The following is a 14,446-nucleotide window of genomic DNA, read 5'->3' on the forward strand; positions in this document are numbered from 1 at the left end:
GTCGGCCGCCATGGACCTCGAGACCTTCCGCAAGCTCGCCGCCGACCGGCGCGTCATCCCGGTCACCCGCAAGCTCCTCGCCGACGGCGACACCCCGGTCGCGCTCTACCGCAAACTGGCCGCCGAGCGCCCCGGCACCTTCCTGCTGGAGTCCGCGGAGAACGGCCGCTCCTGGTCCCGCTACTCCTTCGTCGGCGTCCGCTCCGCCGGGACACTGACGGAACGCGACGGGCAGGCCCACTGGCTCGGCACCCCGCCGGTCGGCGTCCCCGTCGACGGCGACCCCCTCAAGGCCCTGCGCGCCACCCTCCAGACCCTGCACACCCCGCACCAGGAGGACCTGCCGCCCTTCACCGGCGGCATGGTCGGCTACCTCGGCTACGACATCGTCCGCCGCCTGGAGAAGATCGGCCCCGGCGAGCGCGACGACCTGAAGCTCCCCGAGCTGACCATGCTCCTCAGCAGCGACCTCGCCGTCATGGACCACTGGGAGGGCTCGGTCCTGCTGATCGCCAACGCGATCAACCACAACGACCTCGACACCGGCGTGGACGAGGCCTACGCCGACGCCGTGGCCCGCCTCGACGCCATGGAGGCCGACCTCACGCGCGCGGTGCCCCAGCCGCCCGCCGTCCTCCCGCCCTCGGAACTCCCCGAGTACACCGCGCTCTGGGGCGGCCCCGACTTCCAGGTGGCCGTCGACGACATCAAGGAGCGCATCCGCGCGGGCGAGGCCTTCCAGGTCGTGCCCTCCCAGCGCTTCGAGACCCCGTGCACGGCGAGCGCCCTGGACGTCTACCGGGTCCTGCGGGCCACCAACCCCTCGCCGTACATGTATCTCTTCCGCTTCGACGGTTTCGACGTCGTCGGCTCGTCCCCCGAGGCCCTGGTGAAGGTCGAGGACGGACGCGCGATGGTCCACCCCATCGCCGGCACCCGGCCCCGCGGCACCACCCCGCGGGAGGACCAGGATCTCGCCGAGGAACTGCTCGCCGACCCCAAGGAGCGCGCCGAGCACCTCATGCTCGTCGACCTCGGCCGCAACGACCTCGGCCGGGTCTGCGAGCCCGGCTCGGTCGAGGTGGTCGACTTCATGTCCGTCGAGCGCTACTCGCACGTCATGCACATCGTCTCGACCGTCACCGGCCAGGTGGCCGAGGGCCGCACGGCCTTCGACGTGCTCACCGCCTGCTTCCCGGCGGGCACCCTCTCCGGCGCCCCCAAGCCCCGTGCGATGCAGATCATCGACGAACTGGAGCCGTCCCGGCGCGGCCTGTACGGCGGCTGCGTCGGCTATCTGGACTTCGCGGGCGACTCCGACACCGCGATCGCCATCCGTACGGCCCTGCTGCGCGACGGCACGGCCTACGTCCAGGCCGGAGCGGGCATCGTCGCCGACTCGAACCCGGTCGCGGAGGACCAGGAGTGCCGCAACAAGGCAGCGGCCGTCCTCCGCGCGGTGCACACCGCCAACCGGCTGGGCAAGTAGGGCGCTTCCGGCGAGTGGGGCGCTTCTCATACGAACCCCGGGTGACGGTTCGCCCGGGGTTCGAGCCATAGTGGAGTACGTGACTGCCGTTCCTCACCCCCGTACCGAAGCCGCCGCGCCCGCCCGGTCCGGCCGCCGCAGCCTCGCCGTGGCCCTCCTGTGCGGCGCGCTCGGCGCGGCCGTGGCGCTGCTCGCGACCCGGCAGCGCTGGGCGGAGGGCACCGCGACGGTGGCCGGCGGCGCCTTCCCGCTCACCGTCAAGGGCAGCGACGTCACGGGCGTTCCCGCGGCCCTCGCCATAGTGGGCCTCGCCGCGCTCGTCGCCGTCTTCGCCGTCCGCAGGGCCGGCCGGATCGTCGTCGCCGGGCTGCTCGCGCTCTCCGGCGCCGGCATCGTGGCCGCCGCCCTGGTGGCCGCCTCCGACAACTCCGCGCTGGACGACAAGGCCGCCCAGGCGAGCGGCGACACCTCCGCCACCGTCGCCGCGCTCAGCCACACCGGCTGGCCCTATGTCGCGGCCGTCGGCGGGGCGCTGATCCTGCTGGCCGGTCTGCTGGCGCTGCGCTACGGCGCCCTGTGGCCCGCCATGTCCGGGCGCTACGAGCGGGGCGCCGACCGTCCGCGCCGCAAGGCCCGGCCGGTCGACCCGGAGCGGCCCGAGGAGATGTGGAAGGCCCTGGACCGGGGCGAGGACCCGACCGGAGCCTGAGCCTCCGGCCGAGCCGCGGTCGACCGTGGGTCAAGGCGAGACGGGTGTGGCGAACCAGACGCCACCCCCGCGTCCGGTGGGCGCACGCGTACGGGACAATGGGCGGTGAGCGTCCGGCTCGGACAGTGACGGGCGGGCTCGCAGCCGTACGACACGTACGACGCCTACTGGACACGTACACAGCAACGAGGAGCACAGACATGGCGGGCAGCAGCCACGGCCACGGTCACACCCCGGCCGCCTGGACCGGTGTCATCATTTCCTTCATCGGTTTCTGCGTCGCGGGCGCCTTCATGGTGATGGCCAACCCCGTTGGCTTCTGGGCCGGCATGGTGCTCATCCTCGGCGGCGTGGTGGTCGGCGGCATCATGAAGGCCATGGGGCTCGGCGCGGACCCGAAGCCCCTCGTGGTGGCCGGGGCGCCGGCCGCGACCCCCGAGCCGGTCGGCGCGGAGGCCTGAGCGCATCGATCGCTTCCCTGAGGGGCGGTCCGACACCCGGCACGGGTGCGGGCCGCCCCTCAGGCGTTCCGTCCGACGCAGCCATGGTGTCCCGCCCCCAGCCGGCCGACCCGCGCGCGTGATGCCGCCGTGGAGGAGACAATGCTGGGGTGAAAGCCGACAGTCGTCCGGCCCCGTACACGGTTCCGGGGTCCGCCGTCTCTCCCGCCCCCGTGTGGCAGCGGCTCGCCGTCCCGGCAGGGCTCCTCGCCGCCGTCGCCGGGACCTTCGCGTACGTCGGCGCGGTCGACCCGAACGAGCCCGGCCACTACCCCGCCTGCCCGCTGTACCGGCTCACCGGCCTGTACTGCCCCGGCTGCGGCGGACTGCGCAGCGCCCACGCCTTCGTCCACGGCGATCTCCTCACCGCTTTGCACGACAACGCGCTGGGGGTCGCCGGCTACCTGGGCTTCGCGGTGCTGTGGACCGCCTGGGCGGTCCGCGCGGCGCGCGGCCGGCCGCTGCGGCTGGAGCTGGGGCCGGTGCATCTGTGGGGGCTCGGGGTGCTGCTGTTGTTGTTCACGGCTGTCCGGAACCTGCCGTCGGGAGGCTGGTTGCATCCTTGATCGTTCGGGGAACGTCCAGGTAGTGGGACCGGCGTCCACCGGATGCGAGACCTCCGCGTTCCTCCGGATACCATCGCAATGACCACGGGTTTTCAAAACCTGAAGGAACCACCCGTCTGAAAGGGGGCCGCTCGCGTGAGTGTGCTCGACGAGATCATCGACGGAGTCCGTGCCGACCTCGCGGAGCGGCAGGCACGCGTCAGCCTCGACGAGCTCAAGGAGCGCGCGGCCAAGGCTCCCGCCGCCAAGGACGGGGTGGCCGCGCTCAAGGGCGACGGCGTCAAGGTGATCTGCGAGGTCAAGCGCTCCAGCCCCTCCAAGGGCGCGCTGGCCGCGATCGCCGACCCGGCCGGGCTGGCCGCGGACTATGAAGCGGGCGGCGCGGCCGTCATCTCCGTGCTCACCGAACAGCGCCGCTTCGGCGGCTCGCTGGCCGACCTGGAGGCCGTCCGCGCCCGCGTGGACATCCCGGTGCTCCGCAAGGACTTCATCGTCACGTCGTACCAGCTGTGGGAGGCCCGGGCCTACGGCGCCGACCTCGCGCTGCTGATCGTGGCCGCCCTGGACCAGCCGGCCCTGGAGTCGCTGATCGAGCGGGCGGTGTCGATCGGTCTGACCCCGCTCGTCGAGGTCCACGACGAGGACGAGGTCGAGCGGGCGGTGGACGCGGGCGCCAAGATCATCGGCGTCAACGCGCGCAACCTGAAGACGCTGGAGGTCGACCGCGGCACGTTCGAGCGGATCGCCCCGGAGATCCCGGACCACATCGTCAAGGTCGCCGAATCCGGTGTCCGCGGCCCGCACGACCTGATCGCCTACGCCAACGCGGGCGCCGACGCGGTCCTGGTCGGCGAGTCCCTGGTCACCGGCCGCGACCCGAAGACCGCCGTCGCCGACCTGGTCGCCGCGGGCGAGCACCCCGCGCTCCGGCACGGCCGGAGCTGATCACCCGATAGGCTGCCCCCGATGACTCTCACCGTGACGACCGTGGACCGCTACGCCCGTCTGGCGCGCGGCTGCCGCCCCCGGGGCTGCCGAGCCCCGGCGAGGCGCGTCCACGGCCGGCGCGTCCGGTACGTCATCGGAGACGAGCCCGGGCAGGTGAACGGACGTCGATGGCAGCGCCCCGTCAGGGGCGCGGGGCTCTGTTTGATGTGCGGCTACCGCCGCGCGGGCGCGAGAAACCACTGACGGCCCGCAGTCATCGGTCACATCCCCGCCCCCACGGCGAATAGTGTCTTTTCACGCACTCACCGTGAGGTTTCGGCATGCCCAGCAACTTCTTCTTCCCTGACCCACAGGGTCAAGTCCCCACCGCCGAAGGCTACTTCGGCGTGTTCGGCGGCAAGTTCATCCCGGAGGCCCTCGTGGCCGCCGTCGACGAGGTCGCCGTCGAGTACGACAAGGCCAAGCACGACCCCGAGTTCGCCCGGGAACTCGACGACCTCCTTGTCAACTACACCGGCCGCCCCAGCTCCCTGACGGAGGTTCCCCGCTTCGCCGCGGAAGCGGGTGGCGCCCGGATCTTCCTCAAGCGCGAGGACCTCAACCACACCGGCTCCCACAAGATCAACAACGTGCTCGGCCAGGCCCTGCTCACCAAGCGGATGGGCAAGACCCGGGTCATCGCCGAGACCGGCGCCGGCCAGCACGGCGTCGCGACCGCCACCGCCTGCGCGCTGTTCGGCCTCGAATGCACCATCTATATGGGCGAGGTCGACACCAAGCGCCAGGCCCTGAACGTGGCCCGCATGCGCATGCTCGGCGCCGAGGTCGTCTCCGTGAAGTCCGGCAGCCGCACCCTGAAGGACGCCATCAACGAGGCGTTCCGCGACTGGGTGGCGAACGTCGACCACACCCACTACCTCTTCGGCACGGTCGCCGGCCCGCACCCCTTCCCGGCGATGGTCCGCGACTTCCACCGCGTGATCGGCGTCGAGGCCCGCCGCCAGCTCCTGGAGCGCGCCGGCCGCCTTCCCGACGCCGCGATCGCCTGTGTCGGCGGCGGCTCCAACGCCATCGGCCTCTTCCACGCCTTCATCCCCGACGCGGGCGTCCGCCTCATCGGCTGCGAACCGGCAGGTCACGGCATCGAGACCGGCGAGCACGCGGCCACCCTCACCGCCGGCGAGCCCGGCATCCTGCACGGCTCCCGGTCCTATGTGCTGCAGGACGAGGAAGGCCAGATCACCGAGCCGTACTCGATCTCGGCGGGCCTGGACTACCCGGGCATCGGCCCCGAGCACTCGTACCTCAAGGATTCGGGCCGCGGTGAGTACCGCGCGATCACCGACGACGCCGCCATGCAGGCCCTGCGCCTGCTGTCCCGTACCGAGGGCATCATCCCGGCGATCGAGAGCGCCCACGCCCTGGCCGGCGCCCTGGAGGTCGGCAGGGAGCTGGGCAAGGACGGCCTGATCGTCGTCAACCTCTCCGGCCGCGGTGACAAGGACATGGACACCGCCGCCCGCTACTTCGGCCTCTACGACACCGACGCCGAGGTCGCCGCCGATGCCACCGACACCGCCGAGATCGAGGGGGACGCCAAGTGAGCGGGAACATTCGGCTGCTGAGCGACACCCTCGCCGCCGCCAAGTCCGAGGGCCGGTCCGCGCTCATCGCCTACCTCCCGGCCGGGTTCCCGACCGTGGACGGCGGCATCGAGGCGATCAAGGCCGTCTTCGACGGCGGGGCGGACGTCGTCGAGGTCGGGCTGCCGCACAGCGACCCCGTCCTCGACGGCCCGGTCATCCAGACCGCCGACGACATCGCGCTGCGCGGCGGGGTCAAGATCGCCGACGTGATGCGGACGGTCCGCGAGGCGTACGAGGCGACCGGCAAGCCGGTGCTCGTCATGACGTACTGGAACCCCATCGACCGCTACGGCGTCGAGCGGTTCACCGCCGAGCTGGCGGAGGCGGGCGGCGCGGGCTGCATCCTGCCCGACCTGCCCGTCCAGGAGTCGGCGCTGTGGCGGGAGCACGCCGAGAAGCACGGCCTCGCGACGGTCTTCGTCGTGGCGCCGAGCAGCAAGGACGAGCGGCTCGCCCGGATCACCGCGGCGGGCAGTGGCTTCGTCTACGCCGCCTCGCTGATGGGCGTCACCGGCACCCGTGAATCCGTCGGCGCGCAGGCCCAGAACCTGGTCGAGCGCACCCGCGCCACCGGCACCGGGCTGCCCGTCTGCGTCGGACTCGGCGTCTCCAACAGCGCTCAGGCCGCCGAGGTCGCCGGCTTCGCCGACGGCGTCATCGTCGGCTCGGCCTTCGTCAAGCGGATGCTCGACGCCCCCGACCCCGCGTCGGGTATCGCGGGGGTCCGCGAGCTGGCCGGGGAGCTGGCGAAGGGTGTGCGCGGACGTTCGTAACTGTCCGTAGCCGTTCGCCCGTTTCCGTTCGTCATTCGTATCTGTCCGTAACGGAATATTCGGTCACCCGAACGGGTGGACCTCAGGCCGGGGAGGCGCGCTGCGCCTCCCCGGTTCGTTCTGGGGGTGTGAGCGAGAAGAACCGTGACGGAAAGCGCACCGCCCGGGAGCGGCTGGCGGTCGAGCGCGAGAAGCAGAAGGCCTCGGACAAGCGACGGCGCACTCTGGTCGTGGGCGCAAGCATCGTCTGCGTCCTGGGCCTCGCGGCGGTGATCGGCGTGCTGGCCGCCAACGCCGGTAAAAAGGGCAGCGAGAAGGCGGGCCCGGTCGTGGCGCCCTCGGGCGCGCAGGGCAAGGACAGCCTCGCCATCCCGGTCGGCAAGGACGGCGCCAAGTCGACGCTCACCGTCTGGGAGGACATGCGCTGCCCGGCCTGCATGGCCTTCGAGGTCGCCTACCGCCCGACGCTCCACCAACTGGCCGACTCCGGCAAGCTCAGAATCGAATACCACCTGGTCCGCCTGATCGACGGCAATCTCGGCGGCACCGGCTCGCTGCGCGCGGCCAACGCCGTGGCCTGCGCCCAGGACACCGGAAAGTTCCGCGACTACCACGACGCGCTGTACTCGAACCAGCCCAAGGAAACCAACGACGCGTTCGCGGACAACGCCAAGCTGATCGACCTGGCAGGCAAGGTCAGCGGTCTGAACACCCCCGCCTTCCAGAAGTGCGTCAACGGCGGCACCCACGACAGCTGGGTGAACAAGTCCCAGAAGGCCTTCCAGGGCGGCGGTTTCACCGGCACGCCCACGGTCCTGCTCGGCGGGAAGAACATCTACCAGGACCAGACCATGACTCCGGCCAAGCTCAAGAAGATGGTGGAGGAGGCCAACCGGGGGTAAGGGATCTCCCCCGACCCGCCCGATTTCTCACGCCCCCGTTATGGAGCCGTAGCCGGGCTGCTTGCGGTCCCCACGGCCCGGCACGGTAGCGTCGGACTTGCCATGGAACTTTCCTACATTCCCAGCCCGTCGCGCGGGGTGCTGTATCTCGGCCCCATCCCGCTGCGCGGCTACGCCTTCTGCATCATCATCGGCGTCTTCGTCGCCGTCTGGCTCGGCAACAAGCGCTGGATCGCTCGTGGCGGGCGGACCGGCACGGTCGCCGACATCGCGGTCTGGGCTGTGCCGTTCGGCCTGGTCGGCGGCCGGCTGTACCACGTGATCACGGACTACGAGCTGTACTTCAGCCCGGGCCGTGACTGGGTGGACGCCTTCAAGGTGTGGGAGGGCGGCCTGGGCATCTGGGGCGCGATCGCGCTGGGTGCGCTCGGCGCATGGATCGGTGCGCGGCGCCGGGGCATCCCGATGCCCGCGTACGCCGACGCCGTCGCGCCCGGCATCGCCTTCGCGCAGGCCATCGGCCGCTGGGGCAACTGGTTCAACCAGGAGCTGTACGGCCGGGAGACGCATGTCCCCTGGGCGCTGCACATCACCTCCTCCGAGGGCGGCCGGGTGCCGGGCTACTACCACCCGACCTTCCTCTACGAGTCCCTGTGGTGCGTCGGCGTGGCTCTGTTGGTCATCTGGGCCGACCGCCGCTTCAAGCTGGGCCATGGCCGGGCGTTCGCCCTGTACGTCGCGGCGTACTGCGTGGGCCGCGGCTGGATCGAGTACATGCGCGTGGACGACGCGCACCACATCCTGGGCCTCCGCCTGAACGACTGGACCGCGATCATCGTGTTCCTGCTGGCGGTGACGTACATCGTGGTGTCGTCGCGGCTGCGGCCGGGACGGGAAGCCGTGGTCGAGCCGGGCGTCTCCGACGGTTCGGCCGACGACACGGAGGCTGCGGCCGAGGCGGTGGACAAGTCCGAGGACAAATCCGAGGCCAAGGCTGAGATCAAGGCTGAGATCAAGGCCGAGGCGGATGTGGCTGCTGAGGCTGAGGTGAAGGACGAGACCGAGTCGGCGACGAAGAAGAGCTGACCGTTTGCTCGACGACGCCGAGGGCGCCCGGAGCTCTTCCGGGCGCCCTCGGCGTGTCCGGGTGCCCGGTCGCGGTGGACCAGGAGATTCAGGCGCTGCGGGCCGAGGAGGGAGCCCGCTGGGCCGGCGTCACCATCGCCGCGTCGATGAAGCGGCCGTCGGGGTGGACCGACTGCACCCGCAGACCGGCGGAGGGCGGTGTCGTCGTCGTACTCATGCGTCGTACTTCATACGCGGTTTCTCATGCGGGGTTCCTCATACGCGGTTCCTCATGCCGTGCACTGGGCGTCGATCTCCGGGCGGTACGGCATCGACGCCGACGCCCCGGCCCGCTGGACGGAGATCGCCGCGGCGGCCGCCGCCCAGGACAGGGCCTCCCGCACCGGTTTCTCCTCGGCGAGGGCGACAGCGAGCGCGCCGACGAAAGTGTCCCCGGCGCCGGTGGAGTCGACGGCGGTCACCTTCGGCGCCGGGATCACGAGCGGCTCGGTGCCCCGGGCCAGATAGAGGCTGCCCGTCGCGCCCAGGGTGACGACGACCTCCGGCACCAGGTCCAGCAGGGCGGCGGCGGCCTCGCGCGGGTCGGTGCGGCCGGTGAGGGTGACCGCCTCGTACTCGTTGGGCACCAACAGGTCGGTCGCGGCGAGGAGTTCGGGCGGCAGCGGCTGGGCGGGCGCGGGGGTGAGCACCGTGCGGACGCCGTGCCGGCGCGCCGCCTCCGCGCCCGCGACGACCGCGGCCAGCGGGATCTCCAGCTGCAGCAGCAGGGCGTCGGCGGAGGCGATGACGCCCTCGTCGCCGGGGGAGAGATGGTCGACGGTGCCGTTCGCGCCGGGGATGACGACGATGGAGTTGGCACCCTCGTCGTCCACCACGATGTGCGCGGTGCCGGACGGGCCCTCGACCGTACGCAGGAAGTCCGTGTCCACGCCGGAGTGTTCGAGGGTGTCGCGGAGCCGCAGGCCGAAGGCGTCGTTGCCGACCGCGCCGATCATCGAGACCGTGGCGCCGGCGCGGGCCGCGGCGATCGCCTGGTTGGACCCCTTGCCGCCGGGGATCGTGTGGAACTCCCGTCCCGTCACGGTCTCGCCGCGTTGCGGGGCCTTGGTGACATAGGTGACGAGGTCCATGTTCGTGCTGCCGAGGACGACGATGTGGGTCATGAGCGGGTCGCCTCCAGATGGGTGAGGTGGGCGAGGGTGTCGAAGCCGGTGCCGTCGAAGTCGGCGACGGTGGTGGCGAGCCGGTTCTTCAGTGGGGCGCGCCAGCTCTCGGGGAGGGCGGCGGGGTCGCCCGCGAGCAGTCCGGCGATGCTGCCGGCCGTGGCGCCGACCGAGTCGGTGTCCAGGCCGCCCGACACCGCACGGCAGACGGAGCCGGCGAAGTCGCCGTGCGCGTGGGTGAGGGCGGCGGTGAGCAGGGCGGTGTTGGGCAGGACGTGGATCCAGTGGTGGGCGGGGGAGTAGGTGGCGTGGAGTCGGTCCACGACCTCGTCGAAGTCCTCGTGGGACTCGGCCAGCCGGACCGCGTGGTCGATCGCCCGCGCCAGCCGGGAGCGGGGCGGGATCACCCGGCGGCCGGTCCGCAGGCAGGCGTGGACGTCGTGGTCGCCGGTGGCGGCGGTGGCGATGACGGCGGCCGTGAACATCGCCGCGTAGACGCCGTTGGCGGTGTGGGTGAGGACCGCGTCGCGGTACGCCTGCTCGGCTGCGGCGGCCGGGTCGCCCGGGTTGGTCCAACCGTGCACGTCGGCGCGGATCAGCGCGCCGGTCCACTCGCGGAAGGGGTTGCGATGGCGGGCGGTGTGCGGGGGTTCGATGCCGCTGAGGAGGTTGCGGCAGGCGACGCGTTCGGCGGTGAAGGTACGGCCGGGCGGGAGTTCGTCCAGCCAGAGCCGGGCCACGTCGGCGGTGCTGAAGGTCCTTCCGTGCCGACGCAGGAGCAGGAGGTTCAGGAGGGGGTAGTTCAGGTCGTCGTCCTCGGGCATGCCGTCGATGTTCTCGGCGAGGGAGGTGGAGGCGGAACGACGGTTCCAGGGGTGCGCGGCGAGGAGGTCCGCCGGGACGCCGACGGCCGTGAAGTAGGTGGTGAGGGGCCAGTTGCCGGCGGCTCGGGCGAGGGCGCGGATGGCGTCGAGGGGGAGGTTTTCGACGGGCTTGCCGAGGAGACAGCCGATGGCCCGGCCCAGCCAGGCGGCTTCGAGGGCGGCCGGGGTGGGGGCCGGCGCGGGGGTCTGGTCGCTCGCCCGCGCTTGCGGGGTGCCGGTTTCGGCGGGACGGGCGCCGCCCCGGCGGCACGAGTGCCCGCGGCCACCCGGGCCGGGCCAGTCCGTGCACAGGGACTTGATCCGCTCCAGGCCCGTCGGCTCGTCCTCGGACAGCGCGCTGGGCAGGTCGGCCAGTTCGTCGAGCAGGTCCTCCGCGAGGAGACGCAGATAGCGGGATGCCCGGTGCGGGGACGCTCCCGCACGGGCCGGCGCGTCCGGGCCGCCCGCCGCTCGCCAGCGCGCCTCGATCGCCGACGGCGACCGGCCGTCCAGGCGGGCCTGGCGGAGTTCGTGGCCCAGCAGGTCCTCCGGCTGGACCCAGGTCAGTCGGAGCATGCGCAGCCTCCGTGTGCCGCGAAGGCCCGCTCGTGCGCCCGGCGCCGGCGCACAAAGCGCCCGAAGATCTCCCGCGTGACCTCGTTGAGTGTCCGGGCCGTCGCCCACAGGTCGAGACGGCTCGCCCCGGCCACCGTCTTCGCCCGGTCCCGCGGGACGGGCGAGCCCAGGGCGCCCGCGAGGGCACCGGCCATCGTGGCGATCGAGGCGCAGTCGCGGCCGTAGTTGACCGCGCCGAGGACGGCATGCCGGTTGCCGCCGCCGGAGACCGGCAACAGGCCGAGCGCGATGGGCAGTTCCTCGACCGCGCGCAGCCGGGAGGAGCGGCGCGCGGCCGGCGCGGGCGCGCGGTGGTCGGGGCCGACGGTGTCGTACGGGGCCACCGCCGCGCGCAGGGGTCGGAGCGCCGACTCGAAGTCCCGGTGAACACGGGCCACTTCGCAGACGTTCTCGATCGCCTCGCGCGTACCGTCCTTCGCCAGTGTCGGGCAGACGGTGACGACCGAATCCGGGGTCGCCCCCGGTGCCGTCGCGGCGGCAACAGCCGAGGCAGGGACACCGGCCGCCTCACGGCCGTACGACGACTGGTGCGCACCGGCGATGTCCGGCGCCTCGGCGTAGGCGGCGGCCGGGTTGGCCGCGTCGACCAGGCCGACGGGGGTCATGTACATCGCCGCGCCACAGTTGATGATGTTGCCGACGCCCGCCTCCCGGGGGTTGGTCATCAGGTCCGGGACCAGGTGGCCGTCGACCGCATACGCGTCGAGGTGGTCGCGGACGCGGGCATGGACCGGTACCAGCGCGTGGGTCGTCAAGGTGTCGTCGGTGACGTGGCCGTCGCCCTTCCGGTACGGGGCGATGGGGCGCGCGGTGCGCCGGGCGTCACCGTGCCGGGGGCCGACGACGCCGTGGACGCGGCCGCCGTGGCGCTCGGCGATCCGCTCGGGGCCGTACCCCTCGACGGGACCGCCGAGGGCGTCGCCGACGGCGGCTCCGACCAGGGCGCCGATGATCCGTTCGGCGAGTCCACAAGGGGCTGTCCCGGCGCTTTGTTCCTCTTCGGGGCCTGCGGGGCATTCAGGCTCTGTGGGCGTCATGCCCCGAATCATCCTCCTGGGCGGGCCGGTTGTGCGGCTTCCAGGAGCCCGGCGAGTTCCACCAGGTCGGTGCCGGCGAGGCGGAGAAGGGCGCAGCCCGACAGAGTGCGGCAGGCGTCCCGCCAGGTCTGCGGGACAGCCGCGCCGCCGCCCAGGGCTCCGGTGAGGGCGCCCGCGAGGGCGGGGGCGGAGTCGGCCACCCGGGACAGGCAGTCGGCGGCGGGTACGGCCTCGGCGATACGACCGTCGGCGGCGGGTACGGCCAGGGCGACCGGGACGGTCTCGGCGGCGGCGGTGCCGTAGCTGTGGACATGGTCGACGATCCGGTGCTCCAGGAGCGGGACGAGGGCGAAGGCGGACTCGCCGTCCTCGGCGAGGGCGAGCGCGTGGCGGGCGTTGCGGCCGATCTCCGTGTCGGCCGGGAGTTCGGCGAGCGCGGCGGTCACGCAGGTGTCCGGGCCGGCGTCGGCGAGGGCGAGGGCCGGCGCCGCGGCCATGGCGCGGGCGCCGTGCACACCGTCGCCGTCCTGGGTGTAGCGGGCATCGAACTCGGCGAACTCGGCGAGCGCGGCGGCGCGTTCGGGGTCGCCGGGGTGGGCGACGGCGAGGACGCAGGCGCGGATGCAGGCGGCGTCGTCGAAGGAGTGCGGGTTGTCGTGGCCGGTGGCGGGCGGGCGCAGGCCGGTGGCGAGGTTGCCGAGGCCGGCGCGGACGGAGAGACGGGCGCGCAGGGGGAAAACGGCGGACCCGGTCTCGGGCGCGCGGTCCGCCGCCGCGGCAACCTCCGCGGCCACGGCGGTCCAGGTGAGGTCGATGGCGGCACGGGTGCGGCGCTCCCGGCTGAGGTCGCCGAGGACGTCGTCGTCACCGGCCCGCAGCACCCCCTCCGCGGCGAAAGCCGCCCACTCGGCGTCAGAAGATCGCGTACTCAGTGTCGTCCGTACTGCAGCGGTGGGCGGCCTCCTTCAGCGGGGCGCTTTGCGGATGTGTGCCACGGTCTCCCGCCGCGCGAGCTCCTCCGGGGTCGCATCACCCGCTTGGCATCTGAGCGAAATCACTCCTAGATGAGCAAAGTTGGTAAAGCTGCAGGTTAGCCCAGCCTTTCCTTGCTGGCGAGCTGGGCCGAATGGGCGTAGGTTCTGTGTTGTCGAAAAGTAGAACTCGTCCAAAGTTAGCTTTGGCTAAGCTATCCAGGGGTCCGCATGGCCGTCATAGAAACCCGGGCCGCGCTGCACGAGGCGCATCGGGACAACCACACGCACCGCGACGTCAACGGCGGCTGGCTGCGCCCCGCCGTCTTCGGTGCCATGGACGGCCTCGTCTCCAACCTCGCCCTGATGACCGGTGTGGCCGGCGGGGCCGTGAGTCAGCAGACCATTGTGATCACCGGCCTCGCGGGGCTCGCCGCCGGTGCCTTCTCCATGGCGGCCGGTGAGTACACCTCCGTCGCCTCCCAGCGGGAGCTGGTCGAGGCCGAGCTGGATGTCGAGCGCCGTGAGCTGCGCAAGCACCCGCAGGACGAGGAGGACGAGCTCGCCGCGCTGTACGTCGCCCGCGGGGTGGAGCCCGACCTGGCCCGTGAGGTGGCGCGACAGCTGTCCAAGGATCCCGAGCAGGCGCTGGAGATACACGCCCGGGAGGAACTGGGGATCGACCCGGGCGACCTCCCGTCGCCGCTGGTCGCCGCCGTGTCGTCGTTCGGCTCCTTCGCCCTCGGCGCCCTGCTGCCCGTGCTGCCGTATCTGCTCGGCGCGACGGTGCTCTGGCCTGCCGTGCTGCTCGCCCTCGCCGGGCTCTTCGGCTGTGGTGCGGTCGTGGCCAAGGTGACCGCGCGCAGCTGGTGGTACAGCGGCCTCAGGCAGCTTGTGCTGGGCGGTGCCGCGGCCGGTGTGACGTACGCCCTGGGCAGCCTGTTCGGAACGGTCGTAGGATAGCGCCGCCGGTACCTATGCGTTGGGCCGCATAAGTACCCGCCATCGCCCGTTACTCGCTGGTTTCGACCGCGTGACCACCGGGCATGAGCCGTAAGCGCCGCATGCAATGACGCCTGCCGCACCCCCGCGGGGTGAGTGAAGACGCTCCCCTCGTCCTCTGGGCCGCCGGACGCCGATCCGATCGATCTTGTCCG

At 72.3% G+C, this 14,446-nt stretch carries 15 protein-coding genes and 1 pseudogene; 11 read left to right on the forward strand and 5 right to left on the reverse strand.

Features of this window, described 5'->3' with window-relative positions; translation table 11 throughout:
• Nucleotides 1-10 precede the first annotated feature (10 nt).
• The 10 genes from AB5L52_RS32240 to lgt all read left to right on the forward strand — a co-directional run bounded on the left by AB5L52_RS32240 (nt 11) and on the right by lgt (nt 8,619).
• Nucleotides 11-1,489: an anthranilate synthase component I gene (locus tag AB5L52_RS32240; RefSeq protein WP_369367369.1), complete on the forward strand. Its 1,479-nt coding sequence runs from the start codon at nt 11-13 to the stop codon at nt 1,487-1,489.
• Nucleotides 1,490-1,559: 70 nt separating this feature from the next.
• The gene (locus tag AB5L52_RS32245; RefSeq protein WP_351017884.1) at nt 1,560-2,198 is read left to right on the forward strand and encodes a TIGR02234 family membrane protein; all 639 of its coding nucleotides are present in this window, start codon (nt 1,560-1,562) and stop codon (nt 2,196-2,198) included.
• Nucleotides 2,199-2,398: 200 nt separating this feature from the next.
• A complete protein-coding gene (locus AB5L52_RS32250) occupies nt 2,399-2,659 on the forward strand; it encodes an HGxxPAAW family protein (protein ID WP_369367370.1) in 261 nt (86 codons plus the stop codon).
• 212 nt (nt 2,660-2,871) lie between these two features.
• On the forward strand, nt 2,872-3,264 hold the full coding sequence (locus tag AB5L52_RS32255) for a DUF2752 domain-containing protein (RefSeq protein ID WP_351018428.1): 393 nt from the start codon (nt 2,872-2,874) through the stop codon (nt 3,262-3,264).
• Nucleotides 3,265-3,399: 135 nt separating this feature from the next.
• On the forward strand, nt 3,400-4,209 hold the full coding sequence (trpC, locus tag AB5L52_RS32260; protein ID WP_351017879.1) for an indole-3-glycerol phosphate synthase TrpC: 810 nt from the start codon (nt 3,400-3,402) through the stop codon (nt 4,207-4,209).
• Nucleotides 4,210-4,230: 21 nt separating this feature from the next.
• Nucleotides 4,231-4,455 carry a tryptophan biosynthesis modulator TrpM gene (gene trpM, locus AB5L52_RS32265; protein WP_369367371.1) on the forward strand — a complete coding sequence of 75 codons (225 nt, stop codon included), beginning with the start codon at nt 4,231-4,233 and terminating at the stop codon, nt 4,453-4,455.
• A gap of 77 nt (nt 4,456-4,532) precedes the next feature.
• Nucleotides 4,533-5,816: a tryptophan synthase subunit beta gene (gene trpB / locus AB5L52_RS32270; protein WP_351017878.1), complete on the forward strand. Its 1,284-nt coding sequence runs from the start codon at nt 4,533-4,535 to the stop codon at nt 5,814-5,816.
• The gene (trpA, locus tag AB5L52_RS32275; RefSeq protein WP_351017875.1) at nt 5,813-6,631 is read left to right on the forward strand and encodes a tryptophan synthase subunit alpha; all 819 of its coding nucleotides are present in this window, start codon (nt 5,813-5,815) and stop codon (nt 6,629-6,631) included. The genes trpB and trpA overlap by 4 nt, the downstream gene beginning before the upstream one ends.
• A gap of 128 nt (nt 6,632-6,759) precedes the next feature.
• Entirely contained in the window at nt 6,760-7,533 is a 774-nt protein-coding gene (locus AB5L52_RS32280) for a DsbA family protein (protein ID WP_369367372.1), read from the forward strand.
• Nucleotides 7,534-7,635: 102 nt separating this feature from the next.
• Complete coding sequence (gene lgt / locus AB5L52_RS32285; RefSeq protein WP_369367373.1) at nt 7,636-8,619, forward strand: prolipoprotein diacylglyceryl transferase; 984 nt, start codon at nt 7,636-7,638, stop codon at nt 8,617-8,619.
• An 88-nt stretch (nt 8,620-8,707) separates the two neighbouring features.
• On the opposite strand, the gene AB5L52_RS32290 is transcribed toward lgt, so the two are convergent.
• The 5 genes and pseudogenes from AB5L52_RS32290 to AB5L52_RS32310 all read right to left on the reverse strand — a co-directional run.
• The gene (locus AB5L52_RS32290) at nt 8,708-8,836 is read right to left on the reverse strand and encodes a hypothetical protein (protein ID WP_369367374.1); all 129 of its coding nucleotides are present in this window, start codon (nt 8,834-8,836) and stop codon (nt 8,708-8,710) included.
• Nucleotides 8,837-8,888: 52 nt separating this feature from the next.
• Nucleotides 8,889-9,782: a ribokinase gene (rbsK, locus tag AB5L52_RS32295; protein WP_351017863.1), complete on the reverse strand. Its 894-nt coding sequence runs from the start codon at nt 9,780-9,782 to the stop codon at nt 8,889-8,891.
• Nucleotides 9,779-11,221 (reverse strand): ADP-ribosylglycohydrolase family protein, encoded by a 1,443-nt coding sequence (locus tag AB5L52_RS32300; RefSeq protein WP_369367375.1) that lies wholly within the window; start codon nt 11,219-11,221, stop codon nt 9,779-9,781. The genes rbsK and AB5L52_RS32300 overlap by 4 nt, the downstream gene beginning before the upstream one ends.
• Nucleotides 11,209-12,318, reverse strand: coding sequence for an ADP-ribosylglycohydrolase family protein (locus AB5L52_RS32305; RefSeq protein ID WP_369367376.1), 1,110 nt, complete (start codon nt 12,316-12,318; stop codon nt 11,209-11,211). The genes AB5L52_RS32300 and AB5L52_RS32305 overlap by 13 nt, the downstream gene beginning before the upstream one ends.
• A gap of 8 nt (nt 12,319-12,326) precedes the next feature.
• A pseudogene (locus AB5L52_RS32310) lies at nt 12,327-13,232 on the reverse strand (ADP-ribosylglycohydrolase family protein); the annotation flags it as partial.
• A 288-nt stretch (nt 13,233-13,520) separates the two neighbouring features.
• On the opposite strand from AB5L52_RS32310, the gene AB5L52_RS32315 reads away from it, so the two are divergent.
• Entirely contained in the window at nt 13,521-14,252 is a 732-nt protein-coding gene (locus tag AB5L52_RS32315; RefSeq protein WP_351017854.1) for a VIT1/CCC1 transporter family protein, read from the forward strand.
• Nucleotides 14,253-14,446 lie beyond the last annotated feature (194 nt).

The sequence above is a fragment of the Streptomyces sp. CG4 genome, from assembly GCF_041080655.1.
Classification (GTDB): Bacteria; Actinomycetota; Actinomycetes; order Streptomycetales; family Streptomycetaceae; genus Streptomyces.